A 22,231-nucleotide genomic window follows, 5' to 3' on the forward strand; every position below is an offset into this window, starting at 1 on the left:
GGTTTCATGTGCTCTGATATAATTTCTGCTAGGTCTACGAAAGGAGATCTTACGGTTGAAAAAAGAGCTTGGTGTATTGATGGTGTTGAGTGTCGTTTTGCTTTCAGGATGTGGATCAGATAAGCCTGAAACAGTTTCGCAAGGAGCGGGTGATTCTCCCAGTAAACAAGTAACAACACATCCGGAACAAAATGCTGACGAATATTGTAATTTAGAAAGTAAAAGTTTAGACAGTGAAACTGAAAAATATTTCTATGGAACTTGGAACGTTGAGAAGCTTTTAGGATTTGCAAATTCATATAATGATGCCTCAGAATATCCAACAGGTCAAAAATTTATTGGTGATGAAATAATCATCAAAAAAGACTTATTTTCATCAAAAGGAATTAAAAAAAAAACTACAGTAAATATCAGACTGAACTAAGAAACCCATTATATGAGTTTACAGCGACATGCAATAATTCAGATTCTTTTTATAGATTATATAAATTAGATATTCCAAACTTAAATAAAAATGATGTCGTAAAAGTAATAGGTGTAAGTAACCCTTCTACAAAAATTAGTATACCTGTAAGTTTAAGTTTTTTTGTTGTTAATAACGAGAGGCTTATCTTGTTATCAGAGGCAACTATCTTTGAGCTTAAGAAAATCTCGGATAAAATGAATTAAGGTTATGTAATTAGTTTCATGCTAATATCCAGGAGAGGTTCCCTATAATTGATTCTGAAAATTCCTGTGAATATAATTTTCAAACCAGAAAGGGCCTTGGACAGCTCCAGTTCTTTTGAGGAGGCTATGTAAATGTTAATTAAAGTATATAAGGAATGGTCGGACCAAAATAATGGTCGAATTGAAATACTTGCTCCTACTGGGAAAATGACTGTTATGAATAAATTCAAACCAGGTGCATCTGAAGATAAAATTAAAGAGTTTTCGGAATTACCTCCAGATTACATAAGCTTTTTACAATTATGTAATGGAGCGTCCTTGTTTGAAGACCCTGAATATGGCGGGGAGAGCCTCTTATATTCAGCCCAAGATGTTATACATTACAATGAAGCATCAGATAATAAGATTGTGGTCGCCAATATTCTTGATGATCGAATTTTAATCGATTTAGAACGTTGGCGCTCTCAGGATCAAGATTACTTGCTGCTTTGTGAGAGTTTAAATCCTGTGGAACACGCACGCCGATTTCACTGTAATTTTAAAACATGGTTAGATCGCTTTCTAATCTCTCAGGGTGAGAAGTTCTGGTATTGGAAGACAGAACGTAGCTTTGAATAATAAAAAGAAATTTTCTTCAGTTAGGCTGCTATTAAAGGCGTCCCCTTTAACGGAGGTGTGAGTATGCTCGATGAAAGAGAGATTCAAATTAAGGAGAGGATACAAGAAAGGTACGATATTACGGAGCAAATATATTCAGCTTGGTTTACTGAAAATCCCGCGATGCTTTTACCGATAAATAGATTCTACCAAAAGGAAAACATAGAAAAGTACAGGGCCATCTCATATCTGCTAGACAGAGGATATATCGTTGCACAGCCCGTAAAGAATGATCCGGAGACAATTGCAGTAACTATAACCCCTGACGGGATAGACTACTATGAGCAAGGGTATCTTAATGGAAAAGCAAACGGCTTTCAAGTCGTCGAAGAGATTAAGAACACGAAGTAAAGAATTGTGGAAGGCCTCTGGATTTGAAACACTCCCAGAGGCCTTCCATTTAGTTCAATTGAAAACATACACCAGCAATAACGCAGTCCAAACCTCCCCAACACATCATGGGCTGGAAGTATAATTATTATATCAATCTTGTTCCTCTTTCGGCACAGTCGGCTCATCGTCAAGCTTCACTGTCTCTCTGGACTGTATTTCCTCCATCCGACTCGACACCTTCTGATACAGGTAAGAGATGCCAAGCAGCAACACACCAAAGCTGAAGTAGGCAAAGATTTTGCTGCCCGAGGTAAGCATACCCACATCGTAGAACACCATTTTACCGGTGGCGAACAACGTTAGGCCAAGGCCCAAACGCCGAATCATGACATATTTTCTACGGAATCCATAGGCAATATAGAGAATCGCCAGCAGCAGATAGATCAGGCTGAACATCAGCCCCACATCACCCCACTGGAACTGGATCGTCAGGAATACGGTGATGACACCTAGCAGATATACCCCTGCGATAACCGGGTACCATTCAATGCTCTTGAACTGCCCGCGGATGCCTGCAATCAGCAGATCCCTTCCTGCAAAGAATACCCCTACGTTAAAGATAATTAGCACCAGCAAACCAACAATCTCTGCCGCTGTATGCTGCTGAACTTCCGGCTGAAGCGCTGGCATGGTTAAGGTGACAGCCAGTGCAATACAGCAACCAATGGCATGCAGGAAAGTGGTATACATCTGTACGTATTGATCACGCAACAACTTCACTTTGCTCAATCCATAGGCCAATGCAATGGTCAGCGCTGCAAACATGAGCATCTTGTAGAACATGTATAACAGGAACGTCCCATCCACAGCTCTGGTATACAATTCATTCGATTCATACAGCACGTATAACCACAGATTGGCGAGTGTCACATACTTGAATCCGTTCAGTAAGCCCAGCTCCAGCGGGCTGTAGTTGAATCTCTCCCTGGCAGATGAGCTGCTGTGAACTGCCCAGGCATAATACAGTGTAATCAGCAGGGTCCCCAGCGTGATGATGGAATATTTTAACATAAAGTAAGAACGTTCCCCGATGAAGAATAGCGCCAGCAGGTCATAGTACACGAAAGTGATTAGACATAGTAGCACAATACCCCATCCGGCCCGTTCCACCGACTTGAACCGCTTCAGATGTCCAAGCGTAACCAGCAGAACACCTTCAATTAACCAGCCCATCGATAACCACTTGGCCCCGAACTGGAACGGAATAATCAGAATGGCAAAGGTCAGGGAAGTGATATAGAAGAGCAGAATGGTCTGTTTCTCCTGAGCCATATTGCGCTGAACGAATCGTGCGAGACCAAGATATACCAGGCAGAAGATTAATGCCAACAAGCCCTGAGCATCATTCCAATTCGCCACATCGAATAACACATATAACATCAGACAGCTGATACTCGTATTCATGGCCAGCAGAGCAAAATCCCACCAGGTTAACTTCATTCGGTGTTTGAACGGATATGCCAGTGTAATGCCCAGATATAATGCAAACGTCACAATGGAATACAACATGCCAATCTTCTCACTTGGCGACAGCCACAAGAGGATAAGCATGGATGGTGTGTTAAACAGGAAACTGATATAGTGCACTACCGGCCATCGTTTGCCAAACGAAATGAACACAATAATGCCGTTTAAGAGCAGCAGATAGATCATGGCTACATAGACAGCAGTGCCCTCAAGCCCAAACGAGAACATGTAGGAGAATAGCGGAAGATATCCACCTACCAGACCCAGTGAACAGATGGTCTTCGACTGATACCTTAGGGACAACAATACGGAGATTGCCGAAACCAATACAGACAGGGCAAGTCCCGTATATAACCCGATAATATGCAGCAAAAAGTAACTATAGAAGATGGAGCCGAACAAGACGGAGATCCCACCGCCAAGCAGGCCCATCGCAAACGTCTGCTTTTTACGGCGGAACAGCCACTCTCCTCCAGCAAGCATCAGAGCACCAAGCAGGAAAAAGGCTCCGCTCTTCATCTCGTCATTAAACCAGGTCGAGTACGAGTATCGGAACGCTGCTCCAACCCCCAGAATGAGGAGCAGGATGGCTACTTTGTTGATCCAGCTGAGTCCAATCTTCATCTCCATGCGATTCTGCTTGATCCGCCGTTGAATCGTCTCTTCGCTCAACCCTTCTTCCGCCATCTGCTCATATCCACGTGCCATGTGCCCACGCAGAGCCTCTTCTCTCTCCCGTACGGCTCGTCTGTGCGATTCAATGCGCTCATTCACCTCTGCCGCAAGGGATGCAATTCTCTCCTTCACCTCGTGGGAATCCTCTTGCAACTCCTGTGCCGCCTGGTTGTACAGCGCGTTCAGGTTGGACTTCGTTCGATGTTCATGGAACGCAATTCGATCATTATGTACTGCTGTTTTCCCTTGAAAATAGGTCTCCATCTTCTCCCGAGATACCCGGATCAGATTGAGCTTCTCATCCAGCATCTGCTCAGATAACGCCATGCGAAGACGTGCATTCTCTTCTTCCATCTTGCGCGAGCGAAGTTCAAGCTGGCGCAACTTGAGCTTGTGGGCTTCATACTGTTCCTGTAACTGTTCATTCTGAACGATCAGGTCATCGGACTGGTATTCCTGGAGCAAGGCTTGATACTCCTTGGCCAGCTGTTTCTGCTGCTCCTGAACCTGGTGAAGCCGATCCTTAAAATCCTTCATGAGCTTCCTCCGTTGGTTGATGTTTAATTTTTTCCCTATATTTTACTATATGTATGCCATAAAAAGAGGTTTAAACATTAGATATATCCGTGCAATATTTCATCCAAAGGATCTCAAACGCAAAAAAAAAGCCGGAAAGCATACGCTACTCCCGACTTATATTCATATACATACACCTTGGCATTACAGGTAAATCTGGCACACGCTCTGATCCATTCTCGGTGTTGGCGGATTGCATAACTTCTCCATCACAAGAATCGAGGTTCAGGCCGCGTCACTCGTCTCCGATTGTTCGGCTGACTCGGGTTCAATAATCTCGGTCGCATCCGGGTCCAGCCAACTGGCGATCATGCCACGCACATATTGCAGATCGTCCTCCGACAGATCATAGAACCATACGCCACTGCGCATTGCACCTTCCCCCTTCAGCATATAGTTGCTGATCGTAGGTGCACTGTCTTTCATATATAAGGACTCGGCAAACTTAACGATGAAGTCCGAGGTCATGTTGGTTGTAAAATTCGATCCGGCAATCTGGATGACATCCGGGATCTTGGTCAGATTTTTGACCTCCAGCGCACGATTCATGAAGGCACTTAAGAAAATCCGGTGGCGCATCGTCCGATTGAAATCGGAATCTTCCCGGTAACGCACATAACCAAGCGCTTCTTCACCGCTATAGATCGGTTTGTTGGCTTCAACGAACAGTTTCTCATGCGCTTTTGATTTGTTCTCGATGTTTTTCTTGATCGGCAGTTCAACACCGCCCACCGCATCAACAATGTCCTTGAGCCCGTTGAAGTTAATTGCGGCATAGAAATCCACTTTGTTCCCGAGCAAATTCTCCACCGTATCCATCGCCATCTTGGCTTCACCATGGGCATATGCTGAATTGATCTTTGACTTCACATCCCGGCCGACAATCTCGGTATAGGAATCACGTGGAATGGACAGCAGCAGCACTTTATTGTCTTCTGGACGCACGACGGAATAGATGATGGTATCCGAACGGCTTGGTTCGTTATCCCGTTGGTCAATACCCAGCAGCAACAATGAGAACGGGTCCGTATGTTCCACGACAGGGGCATCCTTATCGCCAGCTGGTACAAAGGAATCATCCAAGGCTTCCTTCACCGTACCTGAGGCGAACATATTAAAGGCAAACACAACGAGTTGCTTTTGATAGATAAATCCGAGTCCTCCGAGCACTAGCAGCACACTAAGGGTGATAATCAACGGTTTCTTCCATTTCTTCTTCGTTTTCTTCGGCTTCCGTCTTGTTAAATGTGCAGCACTGTTTTCCATCATATCTCCTTTAATAACGGGTTCTTAGAATCATTTAACTATATTAATAACACGTTTTCAATAGATTACGTTATAATCTGCATTACATAAATGAATAGAGAAGGAGCGATGAATGATGGAATATCGACGTTTGGGCAATAGTGGTTTGCGTGTGTCGGCACTGGGGCTCGGCACCAATGCGTTTGGCAAACGCGCGGATGAAGCAGCTTCTACCCGCATTATTCATGCAGCGATGGATCAGGGCATCAACTTTATCGATACCGCCAATATCTACGCAGGTACGGAATCAGAACGCATCATTGGACAGGCTCTCACAGGTCGTCGGGAAAACGCGGTGCTTGCTACCAAGGCCGGATTACCCCGGCATGATGGTCCCCATGGGCGCGGTTCCTCCCGCTACCATCTGCAACAAGAGCTGGATCATAGCCTGCGGCGTCTGCAAACGGATTATGTGGATCTGTACCAGATCCATACCTTTGATCCGCATACACCGCTGGATGAGACACTCCGTACATTGGATGATATGGTCACTTCCGGCAAAGTCCGTTACATCGGAGCCTCCAACTACGCAGCCTGGGAGCTGATGAAAGCTTTAGGCATCAGTGAACAGAAAGATTATGTGCGCTACATCTCCACCCAAACCAGCTACTCCCTGGCAGACCGTACGCCTGAACTGGAATTGGTACCGATGTGTCTGGATCAGGGTGTAGGCATTATCCCGTATTTCCCGCTCGCAGGCGGTATTCTGACGGGTAAATATAACGGACAGGCCAGCGTACCTTCTGGCTCCAGAGCAGACACCGACCCGTCCTTCAATCGTTTTCTGCTGGAGCATAATCTCCAACTGAGTGAACAAGTGAGTGCCAAAGCTGCTTCATACGGGTGTTCCCCAAGTGTGCTGTCTCTCGCTTGGCTACTGACACGTCCGGCTGTATCCACAGTCATTGTTGGCGCTACAGGCACCGAACAGCTGGAGCATAATCTGGCTAGTCTGGACATGTCACTGCCCGATGAGCTGTTGGCCGATCTGGATCAGATCAGTGACTCTTTCCGTCGCCGCGAGCCGTTTGCGTCCTATCGAATCGATTGAGTAACCGAAATAGACCTCCCGACAAGATGAAGTCAGGAGGTCTATTGTATTTTACAGAGGTGCTATAATTATTAATAATCAGAAAATTTCCAATTCCACTACAATCTGTAGTTTAATAAAATAAAAAAATCTTATTATGGATTAGCCCTCTGTTTTTTGGCGAAGAAACTCCTGCATGATCTGCATATACTCTTCCTTACGATCATCCAAAGTTTCAAAAAAAGCCTTGTCCGATTCCTCAACCAGATGAATTCCCTCCACAGCCAATCGGGTTCCCTCTTCCGTTGTTGTGATAATATTGGCACGCGTATCTGTCTGATGACGAGCGCGGGTAATTAATCCCCTTTTTTCAAGCGCACGTAGAACCTGAGAAGTCACGTTAACATCCACCTTGGCAAACTGAGCAATTTGAACCTGAGTAACTCCCTTGCCTTCCTCATCGTGTTCATTGAGCCATAAACAGGCGTGCAATAATACAAATTGAGGTTGTGTCAGTTCGAGGGGCTCCAGCACCCTGCGTACTTCCTTTTGCCACATGGCTGTAACTTGCCATAACAGATATCCCGGGCTTTCTTGTGCATTTTTATACCGTGAGCTTGTCATCTCATACCTCCATGATGTGCGACCTTATGCAACAGAATATGTACCCGTCAGTCAATGAAGTAAATCCATTATTCATATAACGATGATGGAAACATATCCGTTGCAACTCTGTGTGTTCTTTCTCAAAAAAATAATTAGCGCGCAGGGATAAACTGCTTCACCCATTGTCCGAATCCTTGCGGATTGCGGCTCTGTATAAGAATGGTTCCTTCTCCCCGGAACCGACATACCAGTCCTTCTCCACTTGTAACACTGGATAACCAACCCTGTGAAGCTTTCTCAATACGGTAATCTACATAATGAGGCCATGCCACCAAATGGGCGTTATCCACGATCATTTCTTCACCTGCTGCCAGATTAATCGCATGGATGGCACCATAGGAAGACAGAAATACGGTTCCACGTCCGCTGATCTCAATAATGAAGAAACCTTCTCCCGAAAAGAGACCTTTTTTCAGGTTTTGCATTTTGGTATTCACCTGAATGCCCTCGGTTCCTGCCAGAAATCCGTCTTTCTGCACATAGAGTGAATAGGAACCGTCCAATTCAACAGCTTCTACATCGCCCATACTGGAAGGTGAGAGCAGAATCTCTGCCGACCCGCCCGCAGCCGTCAGTTCCTGAAAGAAAAACTTCTCCCCGCTCAGCATCCTACCGAACCCGGCAAACATCCCACCTTCTGCTGAACCCTTTAGTTCAACCGTAGGAGTCATGGATACCATCGCACCACTCTCGGCCTTGAACCGCTCTCCCCGCTGCAAATGTACCTTGAGCATCGCAAAAGCACCATCATATAAAATCTCATAGTTCACGGTTACACCAACTCCCTATTGTCAGAGTTAAAATCATTGAGTCCATTATCTTCCAGAACTGCTGATTTGTCTCCGTATTCCTTCACAATATGTTGATCTCCCCAATTACAGAGCGCATTGAGAATCGGTTCAAGACTTCTCCCGTAATCACTCAATTCGTATTCTACTTTGGGAGGGACCTGATTATATACGATTCGGTTTACGATTCCGTCGTTTTCAAGCTCTCTCAGTTGCTGTGTTAACATTTTCTGTGTAATTGCGGGCATAATACGCTTGAGATCACTGGTTCGTCTTTTCCCATGTGTCAGATGACAGAGAATGACGCATTTCCACTTGCCACCGATCACTTCTAAGGTCGCTTCAACCGAGATGTTATATTTTTTTCTTACCATAACTTGCTTCCTCCCTGATGAATTGGATTACATCCGTTGCATGCTGTATAGGCACCAAAAAGTACGTAGGGTACTAAAAAGTACGTACTATTCAATCTATACCGAATAACTCATAATAGCATTTGCCGGTACGTAAATCTACATTCGGGGGAGTTGAGCAAGAAATGTTACAAGATTCAAAACGCAGCACGTGGGCACTGCTAGCACTGGCCATTAGTGCATTCGCAATCGGTACCACAGAGTTTATCAGCGTTGGGCTACTGCCCCTTATTGCAGATGACCTGGGCATTTCCGTAACTACAGCGGGACTGACCGTTACTTTATATGCATTAGGCGTTACCTTTGGGGCTCCTGTTCTGACTTCACTGACGTCTACCATATCACGTAAAACGCTATTGCTTGCCATCATGATTGTATTCATTGCGGGTAACACGATGGCTGCACTATCGACAGGCATCACCATGTTACTCATTGCACGAGTAGTATCCGCTCTGGCACACGGGGTGTTCATGTCCATTGGCTCCACGATTGCAGCCGATCTGGTGCCTGCCAACCGTAGGGCGAGTGCTATTGCCATCATGTTCTCCGGTCTTACCATTGCCACAGTAACCGGTGTACCTCTCGGTACACTCATTGGTCAACATTGGGGCTGGCGCGCTGCCTTTATCCTGATTGTTGTGGTTGGCATCGTTGCAATGATCGGGAACCTGATACTCGTGCCATCCACGTTGAAGCGAGGAACACGGACAGCATTTCGAGATCAGCTGAAGCTGGTTACAGGTGGACGCTTGCTGCTTGCTTTTGCCATCACTGCCGTTGGGTACGGAGGGACATTTGTTGTGTTTACGTATCTGTCCCCGTTGTTGCATGATATTAGCGGTTATTCTGAGAAAACAGTAGCGTTCATTCTGTTGTTGTACGGAATAGCCATCGCTGTTGGCAACATCATCGGCGGCAGAGCAGCCAATCGCAACCCACTCAAGGCGCTCTTCTACATGTTCATCATTCAGACCATCATTCTCGGTGTGATGTACTTCACCGTTCCGTTTAAGTTGGCAGCACTGCTCACCATTATGGGTATGGGACTACTTGCCTTCATGAATGTGCCTGGTCTTCAGATGTACGTTGTAACTTTGGCTGAACGATATGCACCACAGGCCAAGGATGTAGCCTCAGCCTTTAATATCGCCGCATTTAATGCAGGCATTGCCATAGGTGCCTATTTGGGTGGAGTGATTAATGACTCCATTGGTTTGATTCACACGACATGGGTCGGAGCCTTGATGGTTCTCGTAGCTGTGATCCTGACCGCGTGGGCTAAAATGCTGGAAAGCAAGGATCAACATGGGTCCGTCAACATGGAGAAAGCTTCATTCTAATTTCCATTCCCACCAAGGGTCTAACTCTTATATATCAGTTCCAGCCTTCGAGGGGAACCGGTTTCAATTGTATTTTATTATACTATATACGTTGAACCCAATTTGATCTACTATGATTTAATTTTGTATGATAAAACAACAAAAATTCAGCTTAATATGACTGATTTTTACACAATTTAAGGAGGAAATCTCATGACAACAGCTCAAACTGCACAACATTTACAATCCACAGTAACTCTGCATAACGGTGTTTCTATGCCTTGGTTCGGACTTGGCGTATTTAAGGTAGAAGAAGGATCTGAACTGATTGAAGCCGTGAAAAATGCGATTAAACATGGATACCGCAGCATTGATACTGCTGCAATATACGGCAATGAAGCCGGTGTGGGCCAAGCGATTGCAGAAGCTTTGCAAGAAAACAACCTGAAACGCGAAGAACTGTTTGTTACATCTAAAGTATGGAATGCAGACCTCGGATATGAAGAGACACTTGCTGCTTTTGATACAACATTGAACAAACTGGGACTGGAATACCTGGACCTGTATCTCATTCACTGGCCTAAGGCCGGCAAATACAAAGCAGCCTGGAAAGCAATCGAGGAACTGTACGCAGCCGGCCGTATTAAGGCCATTGGTGTGAGTAACTTCCAGATTCATCATCTCGAAGACCTGATGCAGGATGCCAAAGTGAAACCGATGATCAATCAAGTGGAATACCACCCTCGCCTGACTCAGGTTGAGCTTAAGGATTTCTGTGAAAAGAATGGTATCCAGCTTGAAGCTTGGTCGCCTCTGATGCAAGGTCAGCTGTTGGACAACCCAGTGCTCACGGCGATTGCTTCAGCCAAAGGCAAATCGGTTGCACAAGTCATCCTGCGTTGGGATCTGCAAAATGGAGTCATTACCATTCCGAAGTCCACCAAGGAAAACCGGATTATTGAGAACTCCTCCATCTTCGACTTTGAACTTTCAAATGAAGAGATGGATCAGATCAGTGCTCTGAACGAAGATGTACGCGTTGGACCTGATCCGGACAACTTCGATTTCTAATGAATAACCTTTTTGGAGACTGCTTTGTTTGACATAACATAACGAAAAACCACCGGACCAGGAGCCGGTGGTTTTTCGTTATATTCTCTTCCCTGTAGCCAAGACCTGCTAAAACTGCACGTTTCAATTCAAAATGTGGTAATCCATTTTTTAACTATTGAACCTGCCACAATGCAGGGACATTGGATGGTTCCCACCCAGACAAGGAAGTGTGGGACTGCAAACATTTATACGTCTTTCCGCTATAGGTGACCAGCTGTCCTACAGTATAGGCTGTATTCGCCTGCCAGGCGGAAACGCCCGGATTTGTCGTTCCTGCTGTTGTTTTCACGGTCACTTCATTGCTCGCAGCAGAACCATTACCCGCCGCATCCTTTGCTTTTACCGTAAATGTATACGAGGTATCCGCTGCAAGCCCGCTGATCGTTGCTGTCGTTCCGGTCACGGATGTCGCCAGAGCCGCTCCATTGTACACATCATAACCCGTTACACCCACGTTATCCGTGGATGCCGCCCAGCTCAGCGTTATGCTGGATGTTGTTTGCGCCGTTGATGCCAGGTTCGTCGGTGCAGTTGGCGCTTGCGTATCACCTCCCGGTTGAGTCGTAGTGCTCACGGTTACAACATTACTGGCTGCAGACAGATTGCCTGCCGCATCTTTTGCTTTGATCGTGAAAGTATAAGAAGTACCTGCGGGAAGTCCACTGATCGTTGCTGTTGTTCCTGTGACGGATGTTGCAAGATTACTGCCATGATAGACGTTATAACCGGTAACCCCTACATTATCCGTTGAAGCATTCCAAGCCAGTGTCACCGAGTTTGCCGTCACGCCTGTCGAACGGGCATTACCGGGTACGCTTGGCGCCGTCGTATCTGCTGGAGGCACTGTACCTCCGGTAGGCAGATCTGCTTTCAGTTTATTTTGGAGTGTTTTGTTCCGGTCACCGCTAAGTTCCCAGAACATCGCTCCGCCAAGTCCTTTGCTCTTGATATAAGCGGTTTTATATCCAATAGACTCCGCATCGTCATAGCTAATAAAACGCTTGTTGGTCGCATTATAGAGATATGGCACCTTGGCTGTGTCATTCCAGTAACGCGTATACCCGTTTTTGTTAATGTAATTAGTCTCCAGATCGTAGAAATCAAAGGAGCCTGCTTCCCAAGTTCCAACGGAAGAACCTCCCGCGCAGGTTTGATACTGGCCATTTCCCGTCTGTGCGCATCCATCCCAGCCGCGGCCGTAGAATGGAACACCAAGCACAAGTTTGGCGGCTGGTACGCCAGCATTCAAATGCCCTTGTGCTCCGGCAGCCACATTAAATGTATTGGCATCCGGCACCCCAGCAGCTGATGCCGCAGGGTCATAGTTCAACGGCGCATTATGTGCGCTGACTTTTTGCCAGGCCCCGTTAAAATCGTATGTCATAATGTTAATCCAATCAACGATGGAAGCTATATTGGCAAGCTCAGTATTTGCAGCATAGGTCGTCGACGCTCCGCTTGCAATCGTAAGCAGATACTTCTTGCCGTCCACAGCTCCGGCAGCATCCAGCTTCTCACGGATTTTGCTCAGAAGCAGTGTGTAATTTTGCTTATCCTCAGGACGTTTGCTGTTACCATCCAGCCCGCCTGATACCGGGTACTCCCAATCCAGATCCACCCCGTCAAAATTGTATTTGCGCAGGAAGTCGACAGCAGAGTTTGCAAATACCTCTCGCGTTGCAGCAGTCGCAGCTACATCGGAGAAGCGGTTGGACCATGTCCATCCTCCCACGGAGATGATTGTCTTCAGGCTAGGATTGATCTGTTTCAGCTTGTTAAGCTGATTGATATTGCCTGCAATGGGCTGATCCCACGTATCCCCTGCAAATGTCTTGCCGGTATCAATCCATGGATCGCCAAGCACGATCGTGCCATTCGGTACATTGATTGTCTGGCTCTTCTCATTCTGACACGTCCAGGTCACCGGGTTAGGGCCCGAAGGGTCCGGATTTCCATGAACACCATTCCAGCAAATATCGGCAAAAGCATAGTTGATATGCGTGACTTTGGTTGGGTCGATATCCGTTACATTATAGTTTCTCCCATACGCAGCCCAGGACGGGTAGTAACCAACAATTTTATAAGAATCTGCAGCTGACGCCGTAGCGGGTTGAAGCACAAAAGAAGGAACAATGATGGATAAGAGCAGGGATAGACCCAGTAAAAACGTTGCAGTCTTCTTGAAAGCAGTGTGTCTATTGAAAGGTATCATCTAATACACAACCTCCTTTGTCGTTTGCGTACCCAGCCCGTTCAGGAACGGACGATGTGCGCTCGAAAACTGGTTATTTGTATATGCGTCCCAGTTGATTGACCAGGTCATAATCCCTTTTATCCCCGCATAGCCCGCAGGCTGGCGCAAAGTATAGGAACCGCCGTACGACACACCTTTGATCAAATAATTCAACGCCTTCTGCAGTTCGGCTGGCGTGGTATACCCGCCCCCGGCAGCCTGTTGGGAGGCCGGTACGCCGATCGCAATCTGGTCCGGTCGCAGGGCACTAAAGAACGGGCCTGAGCTGCCGCCTACATGAAAGCCTTGAAGCAGCATCTCCGCCATGGCCACATGGAAATCAGCTGTTCCTTGCGCGTAAGAGCGTCCATCCAGCCCCACCATGGAGCCCGTGTTATAGTGCTGCACATGAAGCAGGGTCAGGTCATTACGCAAGGCATGGATGACTGGCAGGTAAGCTCCCCAAGGGCCGCCGTAGCTCAGATATCCACCCTGTACATAGGCCGTCTCCGGCGCAGCCGTCAGGATGAAATTGGCGCCGAAGTGTGACTTAACCGCTTTCACGCCTTGGATGAGGTTAACAATTTTCGGTGTAGTTGGACTACGGAAATCGGTATCCCCTGCATTCAGAGACAGGGAGCTTCCTTCCAGATCGATATCTAGACCATTGAAACCATACGTGGAAATGATTGATTTTAACGAATCTTCGAACTGCTGTCTCTTGGTCGCGTCGGTGAGCTCAATGGTACCGTTGGCTCCCCCCATGGAAAGCAGTACTTTTTTCCCCTGGCTTTGCAGATAGGCAATATCGGATTTGAATTCGGCTACCGTTGCATTGTATGGAGTAAAAGCAAGTGTTCCGCTGCCATGTGAAATCGGTTCGGCAAAGGAGACATTAATGACGTCATAGGCTGTTGATACGTTACGAAGTCTGATATTCGTTGAACCATTATCGAAGTTGTGCCAGTAGCCGATCAGCCATTTGCTGCCGGTTGGCCCAGGATTGGAAGAACCGTTGGAAGTTGTTACACTGAGGGAGGTGCTCGCAGCGGATATATTGCCTGCGGCATCTTTGGCTTTTACCGTAAAAGCATAAGTCGTGCTGGCTGTCAGTCCCGTGACTACAGCTGTTGTAGTTGAAGTACTTGTCACAAGAACGCCGTTCCGGTACACTTCATACCCCGCTACGCCCACATTATCCGTGGATGCATTCCAGGAAAGACTCACGGAGGTGTTCGTGATGGAGGATGAAGTCAGACCCGCAGGAACAGAAGGTGGTGCCGTATCTGGCGTTGGCGTTTCCCCTCCCGAACCTTCCCCGACGTATTTCCACAACGCGGGCACAACAGAGGGCTCCCATCCGGTCAACGCCGTGTGGGCCTGAATACACTCATAATCTTTATTTTGATATGTTACGAGGTCTCCTTTCTTGTATGCAGTGCCTGCCTGCCACTGGGCGGCGGCATCGGCTCTCGGTGCAAACCACGAAATAAGTAGAAGAAATGTCAAAGCAAATGTAATGACCGGGCGGAATCGAACAGCTTGATTCAAGCAAAATCCCTCCTGTACTAAGGATACGTTCACCTTGCAAACAAAAGCTTTAATAGTCCACCTGCATCTGATCTGTGATCGATTAGAGCCAGCCTCGTTCAGCCATCTGATGTTGCTTGTCACTTCACTCCCTTCCCTTACCAAAATGGACCTTCCCTCTCATGTTCTTTTTTGGCAGGTACCATCCAAATTTTACAGGGAATTTACAGATCCTCACCCTGTATTTAATCAGTAAAACGCAAAAGAGATAAGGGATAAAATAGTTCTATTGGGGGCGAAAAATGTAATATAGCGCACAAAAAAGGTTTTCGTTCAAGTCCTTAGGAGACTTGAACGAAAACCTGCGTTATATATTGCGCAGAGAAGAGCGCATATCTTACTGCCGCTACTCCCCTCTCCCTTCAAAAGGCTGCCATGAATCCACGCCGGACAGAATCAGAGGTACAGTGTACTCGGCCGCTTCCTGTTCGGTCAGTATTTTGGCCCAAGGCACACGATCAGAAGCACATCCGGCACCAGGCCCGGCGCTGTTGTATTCCGCATACTGAACGGTCTGCTCTGCATCTGTCTTGTTCCAGTTGTGCCATCCCTCCCGCTTCACATGAGCGCCGATCCAGCAGTTCAGAAAACAGACTTTGGCATGATGACGCCACGGTCTGCCCAGATACACCGACTGCGGCGGAGCATTGCTGGTCAGATCACAGTCCAGAAACACATAGCCGTAACGCACATCCTCCGGCGTAGAGGCTGCGGTAATCCAACCGTTCACTTGTCCATCCGCAGCCTCCGCTTCAGTCAGACGATTCTTCGTAAAGATCTCGCAGCCCTTAAATACCACCGTAGCCGAGCCAAAAATAAAATCGATATCACCTTCAATGTAACAGTCCTCGAAATACTGCCGCAGCTTACGCCGCTCGGCACCATCGCGTGGCCCGCCAAAGTAACTGCGATCCATGGGCTGCTCCGGCAGCGGGCCGGTGAAAATCGTGTCCTGGTGACCGATCAAACGACAGCGGCGAAAGGCCGCCCGGTCTCCATCCACATAAACGGCCAGCGCCTGACCAACCTGCTTGCCCGGCCCGGCAGCATTTACGAAGGAAATCCCCTCTGCCGTGAAATCATCAGCACCAATGAAAGCCGTATAGGAATGAAACGTATGATATGGCGACCCGTCCGGGAACTTCTTGAGTGCATAATCATCATACGTAATGATTGTCTGCTCCGCCCCGTCACCAATCAGATGGATGCCCGGCTTCTCCATATGCAGCTTCTCATGATACACACCAGCCTTCACGCGAATCGGGGCGTTTCCGATACCATTCTCCGGCAGCGCATCAACTGCAGCCTGGATCGTCACATAATCCCCCGTCCCGTCTGAAGCAACAGTCAAACAGGGAGCTGATGATTCCATTGCTGTAGTCGGCAATCTCTGCTGCGTCATGGCAATCGCTCCATTTCCAGCGCTGCCAGCAGAAGCGGAGCCACACCCATAAAGGAATCGCTTACAACCGCTTCGCTTACATAGTAGTTGTACGAGCCATCCCGATCCAGGCTTAGTCCTGCGCCATGACAGATCCCGTTTAACCGAACGCCGTCAGCTGTCTCCTCCACCAATCTGGAGGACAGTCCCTGCCATCCCTTCTCCGCCGCAGCTCTGAAATGCGGCTCCAGATATCTCAGCCGTACACCCTTCGCAAGTGCATATACAAACATGCTTGACCCGGATGCTTCCAGATAGTTGCCTTTGCGGAAGCCCTGATCCAGCACCTGAAACCATAACCCGCTCTCCTGCTCCTGCACGCGTACCAAAGCATGACACATCCGTTCGAAGATACCGATGATGGTTCCGCGCTTTGGATGATTCACGGGAAAATGCTCCACGCTGTCTACAATCGCCATGGCATACCAGCCCATCGCCCGGCTCCAGAAGTGTGGCGAACACCCTGTCGATGAATCTGCCCAGACCTGTTCCTTCGATTCATCCCAGCCATGATAGAGCAGTCCGGTCCGCGGATCACGGGTCTGGCGTTCGATCAGCAGAATCTGATGTGCTACTTCATCCCATAACTCGGGATGATGAAATGTCTTTGCATACTCGGACAGAAAGGGAGACGACATATACAGGCCGTCCAGCCACATCTGGAATGGATAGATTTTTTTGTGCCAGAAACCGCCCTCCGACGTGCGGGGTTGCCCTGCGAGCTGTGCTGCCAGGAGATGAGCCGCTTCTGCGTAACGCCGATCTTCAGCACCATCCAGTAATGCAAACAGGTTTTTCCCCTGATTAATCTGATCCAGATTATATTCTTCCAAAGTATAGGTGCCAATAGAGCCATCCGGCTGGATATACAGGTCCATATGTTTTTTCATAAAATCAACATACTCTTGTTTGCCATAATGCTGCCCGGTTCGTGCCATCGCCATTAATGTCATGCCTTCCACGTATGCCCATCGTCCCGAAGGGAACGCATGATAACCGTCCCCGTCACATTGCTGGATGATCGTTGCTGCAATTCGCTCAGACCAGGATAACTGCGTCTGTACCTGCATAAGCAATTCCTCCTTGAATGTTGTACTTACCTAATACATGTATGACTAACGGATAACCGCTTCACTCTTGCTTATTGTCGGCACATTGCCGTTGAATTGCGAAGGTTCAACTTGGGCTGGATGACTACCGGAACGTCGACCTGTTCATCACGCATCAACGATACAATCAGCTCTGCTGCCTGCACAGCCAGTTCATCCAGAGACGGGCCAATTGTCGTCAAGGCTACTTCGGCATACTGCATATCCGGCAGATCATCATACCCGATTAACGAGATATCGCGTGGGACGCTGTAACCTGCCTCAAGCAAAGCCCGAAGTGCACCTCGGGTGACCAGGTTGTTCAGCCCAATAAAAGCTGTCGGGGACTCCGGCCCAAACGCATGATTACGTATGGCAAAATATCCGTCTTCCCAGGAGGAATACGCTGGCAGCACATGGTCTTCATTAAAAGCCAGACCCGTACGCTGCAACGCTTCCCGGTATCCCTCCAGTTTAATATTCTGCGAGTTGCCGATGAACCCGATTCGGCTGTGCCCCAGCGATTTCAGATGCTCTACTGCTTTGAACAGTCCTTCTTTGCGGTCAATCTTGATATAAGGAGAGTTCGGCGCTTCATCTGTACCCAGCACAAAACATGGCATGTTGAGAGTCGCGAACTTTTTCCAGAACATCTCCCGATTGTCCAGTGCATAGTCCCACAGAATACATCCGTCCACACGCAGCTGGCTGAAGACATCCACACCATCATCCGCTACAACCAGGATCATCTGATATCCCCGCTTCTTCAGCTCGGTGTGCAGACGGCCGGAGATGTTCGAGAATAACGGATTGCTCAGTTCATCCAGCACAAAGCCGATGATATTGCTTCTGCCGGTGGAGAGCTGCCGGGCCAGCATATTTTTCCGATATTGATGTTTCTCCGCGACCGCAAGCACCTTCTGCTTCGTAGCCGGTTTGATTCGGGGATCATCATTCAGCGCCTTGGATACCGTGCTATAGCTCACCCCCGCCAGTTTGGCAATGTCTTTAATGGTTATCAAAATCAATCAACACCTCTCATACGCCTGAAACCCTATTTCCTATTTCTGTGCAGCCTTATAACGATCATATTGTGCCTGTCTGCCCGCAATAACCTGCTCTATATTCATCTTCTTCAACGTCTCAATATAACTGTCAAACTGATCCAGACTGGCATCACCGCTAATAAACTTGAAGTTCATCTCTTCCACATATGTGGTGATGTCAGGCATCGCCATGCTCTCCACGCTCGCTTCATCCGGCAGGGCATAGACAAACGGGAACGGTTCACGGACATACGGCTCCAGTTCCTTATCCATCTTCGCATGCCAAGGGGCCACGACGGAATCGGCAGAATCGGTCGATTGAATGTTCGGCAGATTCACCGGACCGATGCCGAGCTTCTGAATGTATTCATTGTCCTTGCCCTTGTCCGTAAATGTCTTTACGCCGTTCTCTTCCGTATACGTGTCATCCTTGATGCCCCACGTATAATACGTCTGTGCCTCTTCACTTACGGCATAGTCCAGGAAACGGAAAGCAAGTTCCGGATTTTTGCTATCGCGTGTGATGCCAAAGATGCCACTCACTGGTGTACGTCCTACATAGAACTGATCCCCATGCGGTCCTTTCAGTGGTAAAATGCCTTTGATGATTGGCTCTTCCGGATTGTAATCCTTGAACAACGGACTGTAGACCATCGACATATACCAGCTAAAATTAAACGTTGCTCCCGTCACATCCTGAGAGATACGCGACGTGACCTGATCACTCGTGGTACTCGCATAATCCACCCCAAGCAGACCTTCCTTGTACAGTCCATTTAAATAGGTCAGGTATTCCTTGTATGCCGGCTCATAATAGCTGAAATGCACCTTGCCCTGATCGTCTGCATAGAATTGATTGGACAGATCAAGTCCAAATGCCGGGCCAAAGGCCATGGACACAAATTTCGCTTCCATGGACAGCGGAATCTCATCGGCTTTTCCGTTGCCGTTCGGGTCGTCTGTCTTAAACTTGCGCAGCATCGCCGTAAACTCATCCAACGTGGTCGGCTCGCTTAATCCAAGCTTATCAAGCCAGCGCACATTGACCATAAATACCGGCATGTAGTTGCGGGTTAGCGTCTGCTGCGGGACATAATACATTTTACCATCTGGCGTGGTTAAACTGGCTTTGACCGAAGGCGACTTTTCATATATTTTTTTGAGATTCACGCCGTATTTCTCCACCAGATCATTAATCGGAATGAATAGACCGCTGTTGATGTACTTCATCAGTTGATCCTGATCCGGCAGGTACACGATATCGGGCAAGCCGGTACCGGCAGCCAGTCTCGGATTTACGGCATCCGCATAGTTCTGCGGCGGAATCAGATCCCAATCCACCGTCACACCAGCGTTACTCTCAATTTTCTTAACGATGGCTGCGGTGGACAAGTCTACATTGGTCGTCCAAGCGTTGGTGCCGAGAATAGACAACTTGGCATCCGATTGATCCGTCACCGGCCCTGCTCCGGTATAATTGAAGGCTGGCTCCGAACTGGACGGGGTGCTCCCCGCATCGGTTCCCGCCCCTGTTCCGCCGCTACATCCCGCCATGCTGATTGCCAGTATCGCTGCGATCACACTTTTTCTTCCTGCCCCTTTAAATCTCATCCATCATTCCTCCTTGGTAAGAACCTTTTTGAAATCCCTTGAATGACATGACACTTAAGTAATAAAAGCTATCCTTTCACGGCTCCGAGGGTAATCCCCTTAACGAAGTACCGTTGGATAAACGGGTAGATCGTAACAATAGGCAGAATGCTGACCACAATGGATACATAACGGACCTGAAGCGTCGATACCGCAAGCGCACCGGATGTCATCGTACCGCCCATCTTCTGCATCACTTCCGGCGAAGCCATGATCAGCACTCTTCGCAGGAACATCTGTAAGGGCTGCATATCCTGTTTGCCCAGATATAATAGGGCCGAGAAAAAGTTGTTCCAGTGGAATACCGCATAGTACAGCGTGAGCACAGCCAGTGTTGGCTTGATGATTGGAACCGCCAGACGATACAGCATCGTCATCTCGTTAGCCCCGTCTATACTGGCACTTTCGAAAATTTCATTCGGAATGCCTTCGAACGCCGAGCGGCAGATCATGACGTTAAACGTAATCACCAGCACAGGCAGCACCATGACCCAGCGAGTGTTGTACAGCCCAAGCGAGGTAATCAGCATGTAGACCGGAATGAGTCCACCCGAGAAATACATGGTGAAGGCGATGAAAAAGTTCAGCTTGCGACGCAAGAAAAACTGCTGCCTGGATAATGGAAACGCGGCAAGACATGTTGCCACAATATTCAACAGTGTGCCTACCACGGTGTACCAGAGGGTGTTGTAGAACGAAATCCATAACTCCTTGTATTGCAGTACCATTTGGTAACCTGACAGGGTAAAGCCGACGGGCCACAATACAACTTTTTGTTTGTCGATGGCATCCACCGAGCTGAATGAAATGCTGATGACGTACAGAAAGGGATACAACGTGACAACAACCGCCAGTATGGTCAGCAGGTAGACACATCCGTAGAACAAACGGTCACTTCTCGATTTTTGCATACAGGTCTCCTTTGGTCCGGGTTATAGTCTTACCAGAGTGACATCTTGGTCAGGCGGCGGGTCATGGAATTGGCAGCAAACACAAGCACAAAAGTGATAATGGAGTTAAACAGGCCGACTGCTGTGGCGAAGCCGTAATTCTGGCCCTCAATCCCCATCCGGTATACATAGGTGGACAGGACATCCGCCGTTTCGTAGGTGGCTCCGTTGTAGAGCAGATATACTTTCTCGAAGCCTACGCTCATAATGCCGCCAAGCGACAGAAGCAGAAGAATGACAATGGTTGGTTTGATACTGGGAAGGGTCAGGTGCCAGAGCTCCTGGAATTTGTTGACGCCGTCAATTTTGCCGGAATCATACATCTCGGGGTCGATCCCCATAATGGCTGCAATGTAGATGATGGAGCTGAAGCCAAAGCTCTGCCAGATGTCGGAACTTGTGAAGATGGTACGGAACCAGCTGGCATCCATCATGAAGTTCACTTTTTCCATGCCAAGACTCGCGATGAGGGTATTCACGATACCATCTGTTGGTGACAGGAAGTTAATGATCATGCCGGCTACAACGACAGTGGAGATGAAATGAGGAAGGTAGGTAACCGTCTGGGCGAATCGCTTGAATGTTCGGTTCTTGATCTCTACGATGCAGACCGCGAACAGAATGGGGATCGAGAATCCGAACAGGAGTGGCAGAAATGCAAGCAAGAACGTGTTGCGCAGCAGTCGCCAGAAGTAAATGGAATTCACGAACTGTTCGAACCAGCGCAGCCCCACCCATTCCCCGCTGAGCATGCCCTGACCTGGCAAGAAATTGCGAAATGCCAACAACACGCCAGGCATCGGAAGGTACATGAAGATGAGGTAATACAGGAAGATAGGTGAAAACATCAGCAGTAAATACTTATCTCTTCTGATCAGGCTGAACAGCGTAGACATACGTTTTTTCAATGTGAAACACTCCCCTTCGCCACATAATTACAACGTTTGAATTTTTGAATAAAAGTGAACTGTCATTTCACTGACGTATTTGGTATTCATCCCATCCACCTTTAGTAACAAACTTGCCATAAACATAATTACAACGTTGTAATTTTAAATTAAATGTATACGCTTACATAAACTTTTTCCCATCTTAGCAAAGTCTCCTTTGTTTGGCAACAACAAAAATCAGTGACATGCTGTAACGCACTAAATACAGCCTC

At 47.7% G+C, this 22,231-nt stretch carries 19 protein-coding genes; 6 read left to right on the plus strand and 13 right to left on the minus strand.

The window, feature by feature from the left end; genetic code table 11:
- Window positions 1–55 precede the first annotated feature (55 nt).
- The 3 genes from FE296_RS33335 to FE296_RS12915 all read left to right on the plus strand — a co-directional run bounded on the left by FE296_RS33335 (window position 56) and on the right by FE296_RS12915 (window position 1,677).
- Window positions 56–424 carry a hypothetical protein gene (locus FE296_RS33335; RefSeq protein WP_223868863.1) on the plus strand — a complete coding sequence of 123 codons (369 nt, stop codon included), beginning with the start codon at window positions 56–58 and terminating at the stop codon, window positions 422–424.
- Between the two features lie 377 nt (window positions 425–801).
- Window positions 802–1,287: an SMI1/KNR4 family protein gene (locus FE296_RS12910; protein ID WP_150365149.1), complete on the plus strand. Its 486-nt coding sequence runs from the start codon at window positions 802–804 to the stop codon at window positions 1,285–1,287.
- Window positions 1,288–1,350: 63 nt separating this feature from the next.
- Window positions 1,351–1,677, plus strand: coding sequence for a hypothetical protein (locus tag FE296_RS12915; protein ID WP_150365150.1), 327 nt, complete (start codon window positions 1,351–1,353; stop codon window positions 1,675–1,677).
- Window positions 1,678–1,809: 132 nt separating this feature from the next.
- Here FE296_RS12915 and FE296_RS12920 read toward each other — a convergent pair whose 3' ends face one another.
- Together FE296_RS12920 and FE296_RS12925 are read right to left on the minus strand one after the other, a co-directional pair.
- A complete protein-coding gene (locus FE296_RS12920; RefSeq protein ID WP_150365151.1) occupies window positions 1,810–4,398 on the minus strand; it encodes a DUF2339 domain-containing protein in 2,589 nt (862 codons plus the stop codon).
- Between the two features lie 264 nt (window positions 4,399–4,662).
- Window positions 4,663–5,706 carry an LCP family protein gene (locus tag FE296_RS12925; protein ID WP_406881449.1) on the minus strand — a complete coding sequence of 348 codons (1,044 nt, stop codon included), beginning with the start codon at window positions 5,704–5,706 and terminating at the stop codon, window positions 4,663–4,665.
- Between the two features lie 112 nt (window positions 5,707–5,818).
- Between FE296_RS12925 and FE296_RS12930 the strand changes: the two genes are divergently transcribed.
- The gene (locus FE296_RS12930; protein WP_150365229.1) at window positions 5,819–6,793 is read left to right on the plus strand and encodes an aldo/keto reductase; all 975 of its coding nucleotides are present in this window, start codon (window positions 5,819–5,821) and stop codon (window positions 6,791–6,793) included.
- Between the two features lie 141 nt (window positions 6,794–6,934).
- On the opposite strand, the gene FE296_RS12935 is transcribed toward FE296_RS12930, so the two are convergent.
- The 3 genes from FE296_RS12935 to FE296_RS12945 form a co-directional block, all read right to left on the minus strand.
- Window positions 6,935–7,396 carry a MarR family winged helix-turn-helix transcriptional regulator gene (locus FE296_RS12935; RefSeq protein WP_124116772.1) on the minus strand — a complete coding sequence of 154 codons (462 nt, stop codon included), beginning with the start codon at window positions 7,394–7,396 and terminating at the stop codon, window positions 6,935–6,937.
- 134 nt (window positions 7,397–7,530) lie between these two features.
- Window positions 7,531–8,208 carry a TIGR00266 family protein gene (locus tag FE296_RS12940; protein WP_017691614.1) on the minus strand — a complete coding sequence of 226 codons (678 nt, stop codon included), beginning with the start codon at window positions 8,206–8,208 and terminating at the stop codon, window positions 7,531–7,533.
- Window positions 8,209–8,210: 2 nt separating this feature from the next.
- Complete coding sequence (locus tag FE296_RS12945; protein WP_124116773.1) at window positions 8,211–8,600, minus strand: winged helix-turn-helix transcriptional regulator; 390 nt, start codon at window positions 8,598–8,600, stop codon at window positions 8,211–8,213.
- Between the two features lie 164 nt (window positions 8,601–8,764).
- On the opposite strand from FE296_RS12945, the gene FE296_RS12950 reads away from it, so the two are divergent.
- Both FE296_RS12950 and FE296_RS12955 read left to right on the plus strand, forming a co-directional pair.
- On the plus strand, window positions 8,765–9,979 hold the full coding sequence (locus FE296_RS12950) for an MFS transporter (protein ID WP_150365152.1): 1,215 nt from the start codon (window positions 8,765–8,767) through the stop codon (window positions 9,977–9,979).
- 192 nt (window positions 9,980–10,171) lie between these two features.
- A complete protein-coding gene (locus FE296_RS12955) occupies window positions 10,172–11,029 on the plus strand; it encodes an aldo/keto reductase (protein WP_150365153.1) in 858 nt (285 codons plus the stop codon).
- A gap of 154 nt (window positions 11,030–11,183) precedes the next feature.
- Here the strand turns inward: FE296_RS12955 and FE296_RS12960 are convergent, their stop codons facing one another.
- The 8 genes from FE296_RS12960 to FE296_RS12995 all read right to left on the minus strand — a co-directional run bounded on the left by FE296_RS12960 (window position 11,184) and on the right by FE296_RS12995 (window position 21,977).
- Window positions 11,184–13,283, minus strand: a complete 2,100-nt coding sequence (locus FE296_RS12960) for a glycosyl hydrolase family 18 protein (RefSeq protein WP_150365154.1) — start codon at window positions 13,281–13,283, stop codon at window positions 11,184–11,186.
- Window positions 13,284–14,855: a chitinase gene (locus FE296_RS12965; RefSeq protein ID WP_150365155.1), complete on the minus strand. Its 1,572-nt coding sequence runs from the start codon at window positions 14,853–14,855 to the stop codon at window positions 13,284–13,286. It abuts the gene before it with no gap.
- Between the two features lie 385 nt (window positions 14,856–15,240).
- Window positions 15,241–16,296, minus strand: coding sequence for a pectinesterase family protein (locus FE296_RS12970; protein WP_150365156.1), 1,056 nt, complete (start codon window positions 16,294–16,296; stop codon window positions 15,241–15,243).
- Window positions 16,293–17,405 carry a glycoside hydrolase family 88/105 protein gene (locus FE296_RS12975; RefSeq protein ID WP_150365157.1) on the minus strand — a complete coding sequence of 371 codons (1,113 nt, stop codon included), beginning with the start codon at window positions 17,403–17,405 and terminating at the stop codon, window positions 16,293–16,295. The genes FE296_RS12970 and FE296_RS12975 overlap by 4 nt, the downstream gene beginning before the upstream one ends.
- A gap of 71 nt (window positions 17,406–17,476) precedes the next feature.
- Entirely contained in the window at window positions 17,477–18,445 is a 969-nt protein-coding gene (locus tag FE296_RS12980) for a LacI family DNA-binding transcriptional regulator (protein WP_190945198.1), read from the minus strand.
- A 39-nt stretch (window positions 18,446–18,484) separates the two neighbouring features.
- Complete coding sequence (locus FE296_RS12985) at window positions 18,485–20,080, minus strand: extracellular solute-binding protein (protein ID WP_124116781.1); 1,596 nt, start codon at window positions 20,078–20,080, stop codon at window positions 18,485–18,487.
- A 68-nt stretch (window positions 20,081–20,148) separates the two neighbouring features.
- Window positions 20,149–21,030 (minus strand): carbohydrate ABC transporter permease, encoded by an 882-nt coding sequence (locus FE296_RS12990; RefSeq protein WP_150365159.1) that lies wholly within the window; start codon window positions 21,028–21,030, stop codon window positions 20,149–20,151.
- Between the two features lie 29 nt (window positions 21,031–21,059).
- The gene (locus FE296_RS12995) at window positions 21,060–21,977 is read right to left on the minus strand and encodes an ABC transporter permease (RefSeq protein WP_036612224.1); all 918 of its coding nucleotides are present in this window, start codon (window positions 21,975–21,977) and stop codon (window positions 21,060–21,062) included.
- Between the last annotated feature and the right edge of the window lie 254 nt (window positions 21,978–22,231).

Origin of the sequence: Paenibacillus sp. UASWS1643, from assembly GCF_008693195.1 — a bacterium.
In the GTDB taxonomy this organism is placed as follows: domain Bacteria; phylum Bacillota; class Bacilli; order Paenibacillales; family Paenibacillaceae; genus Paenibacillus; species Paenibacillus amylolyticus_B.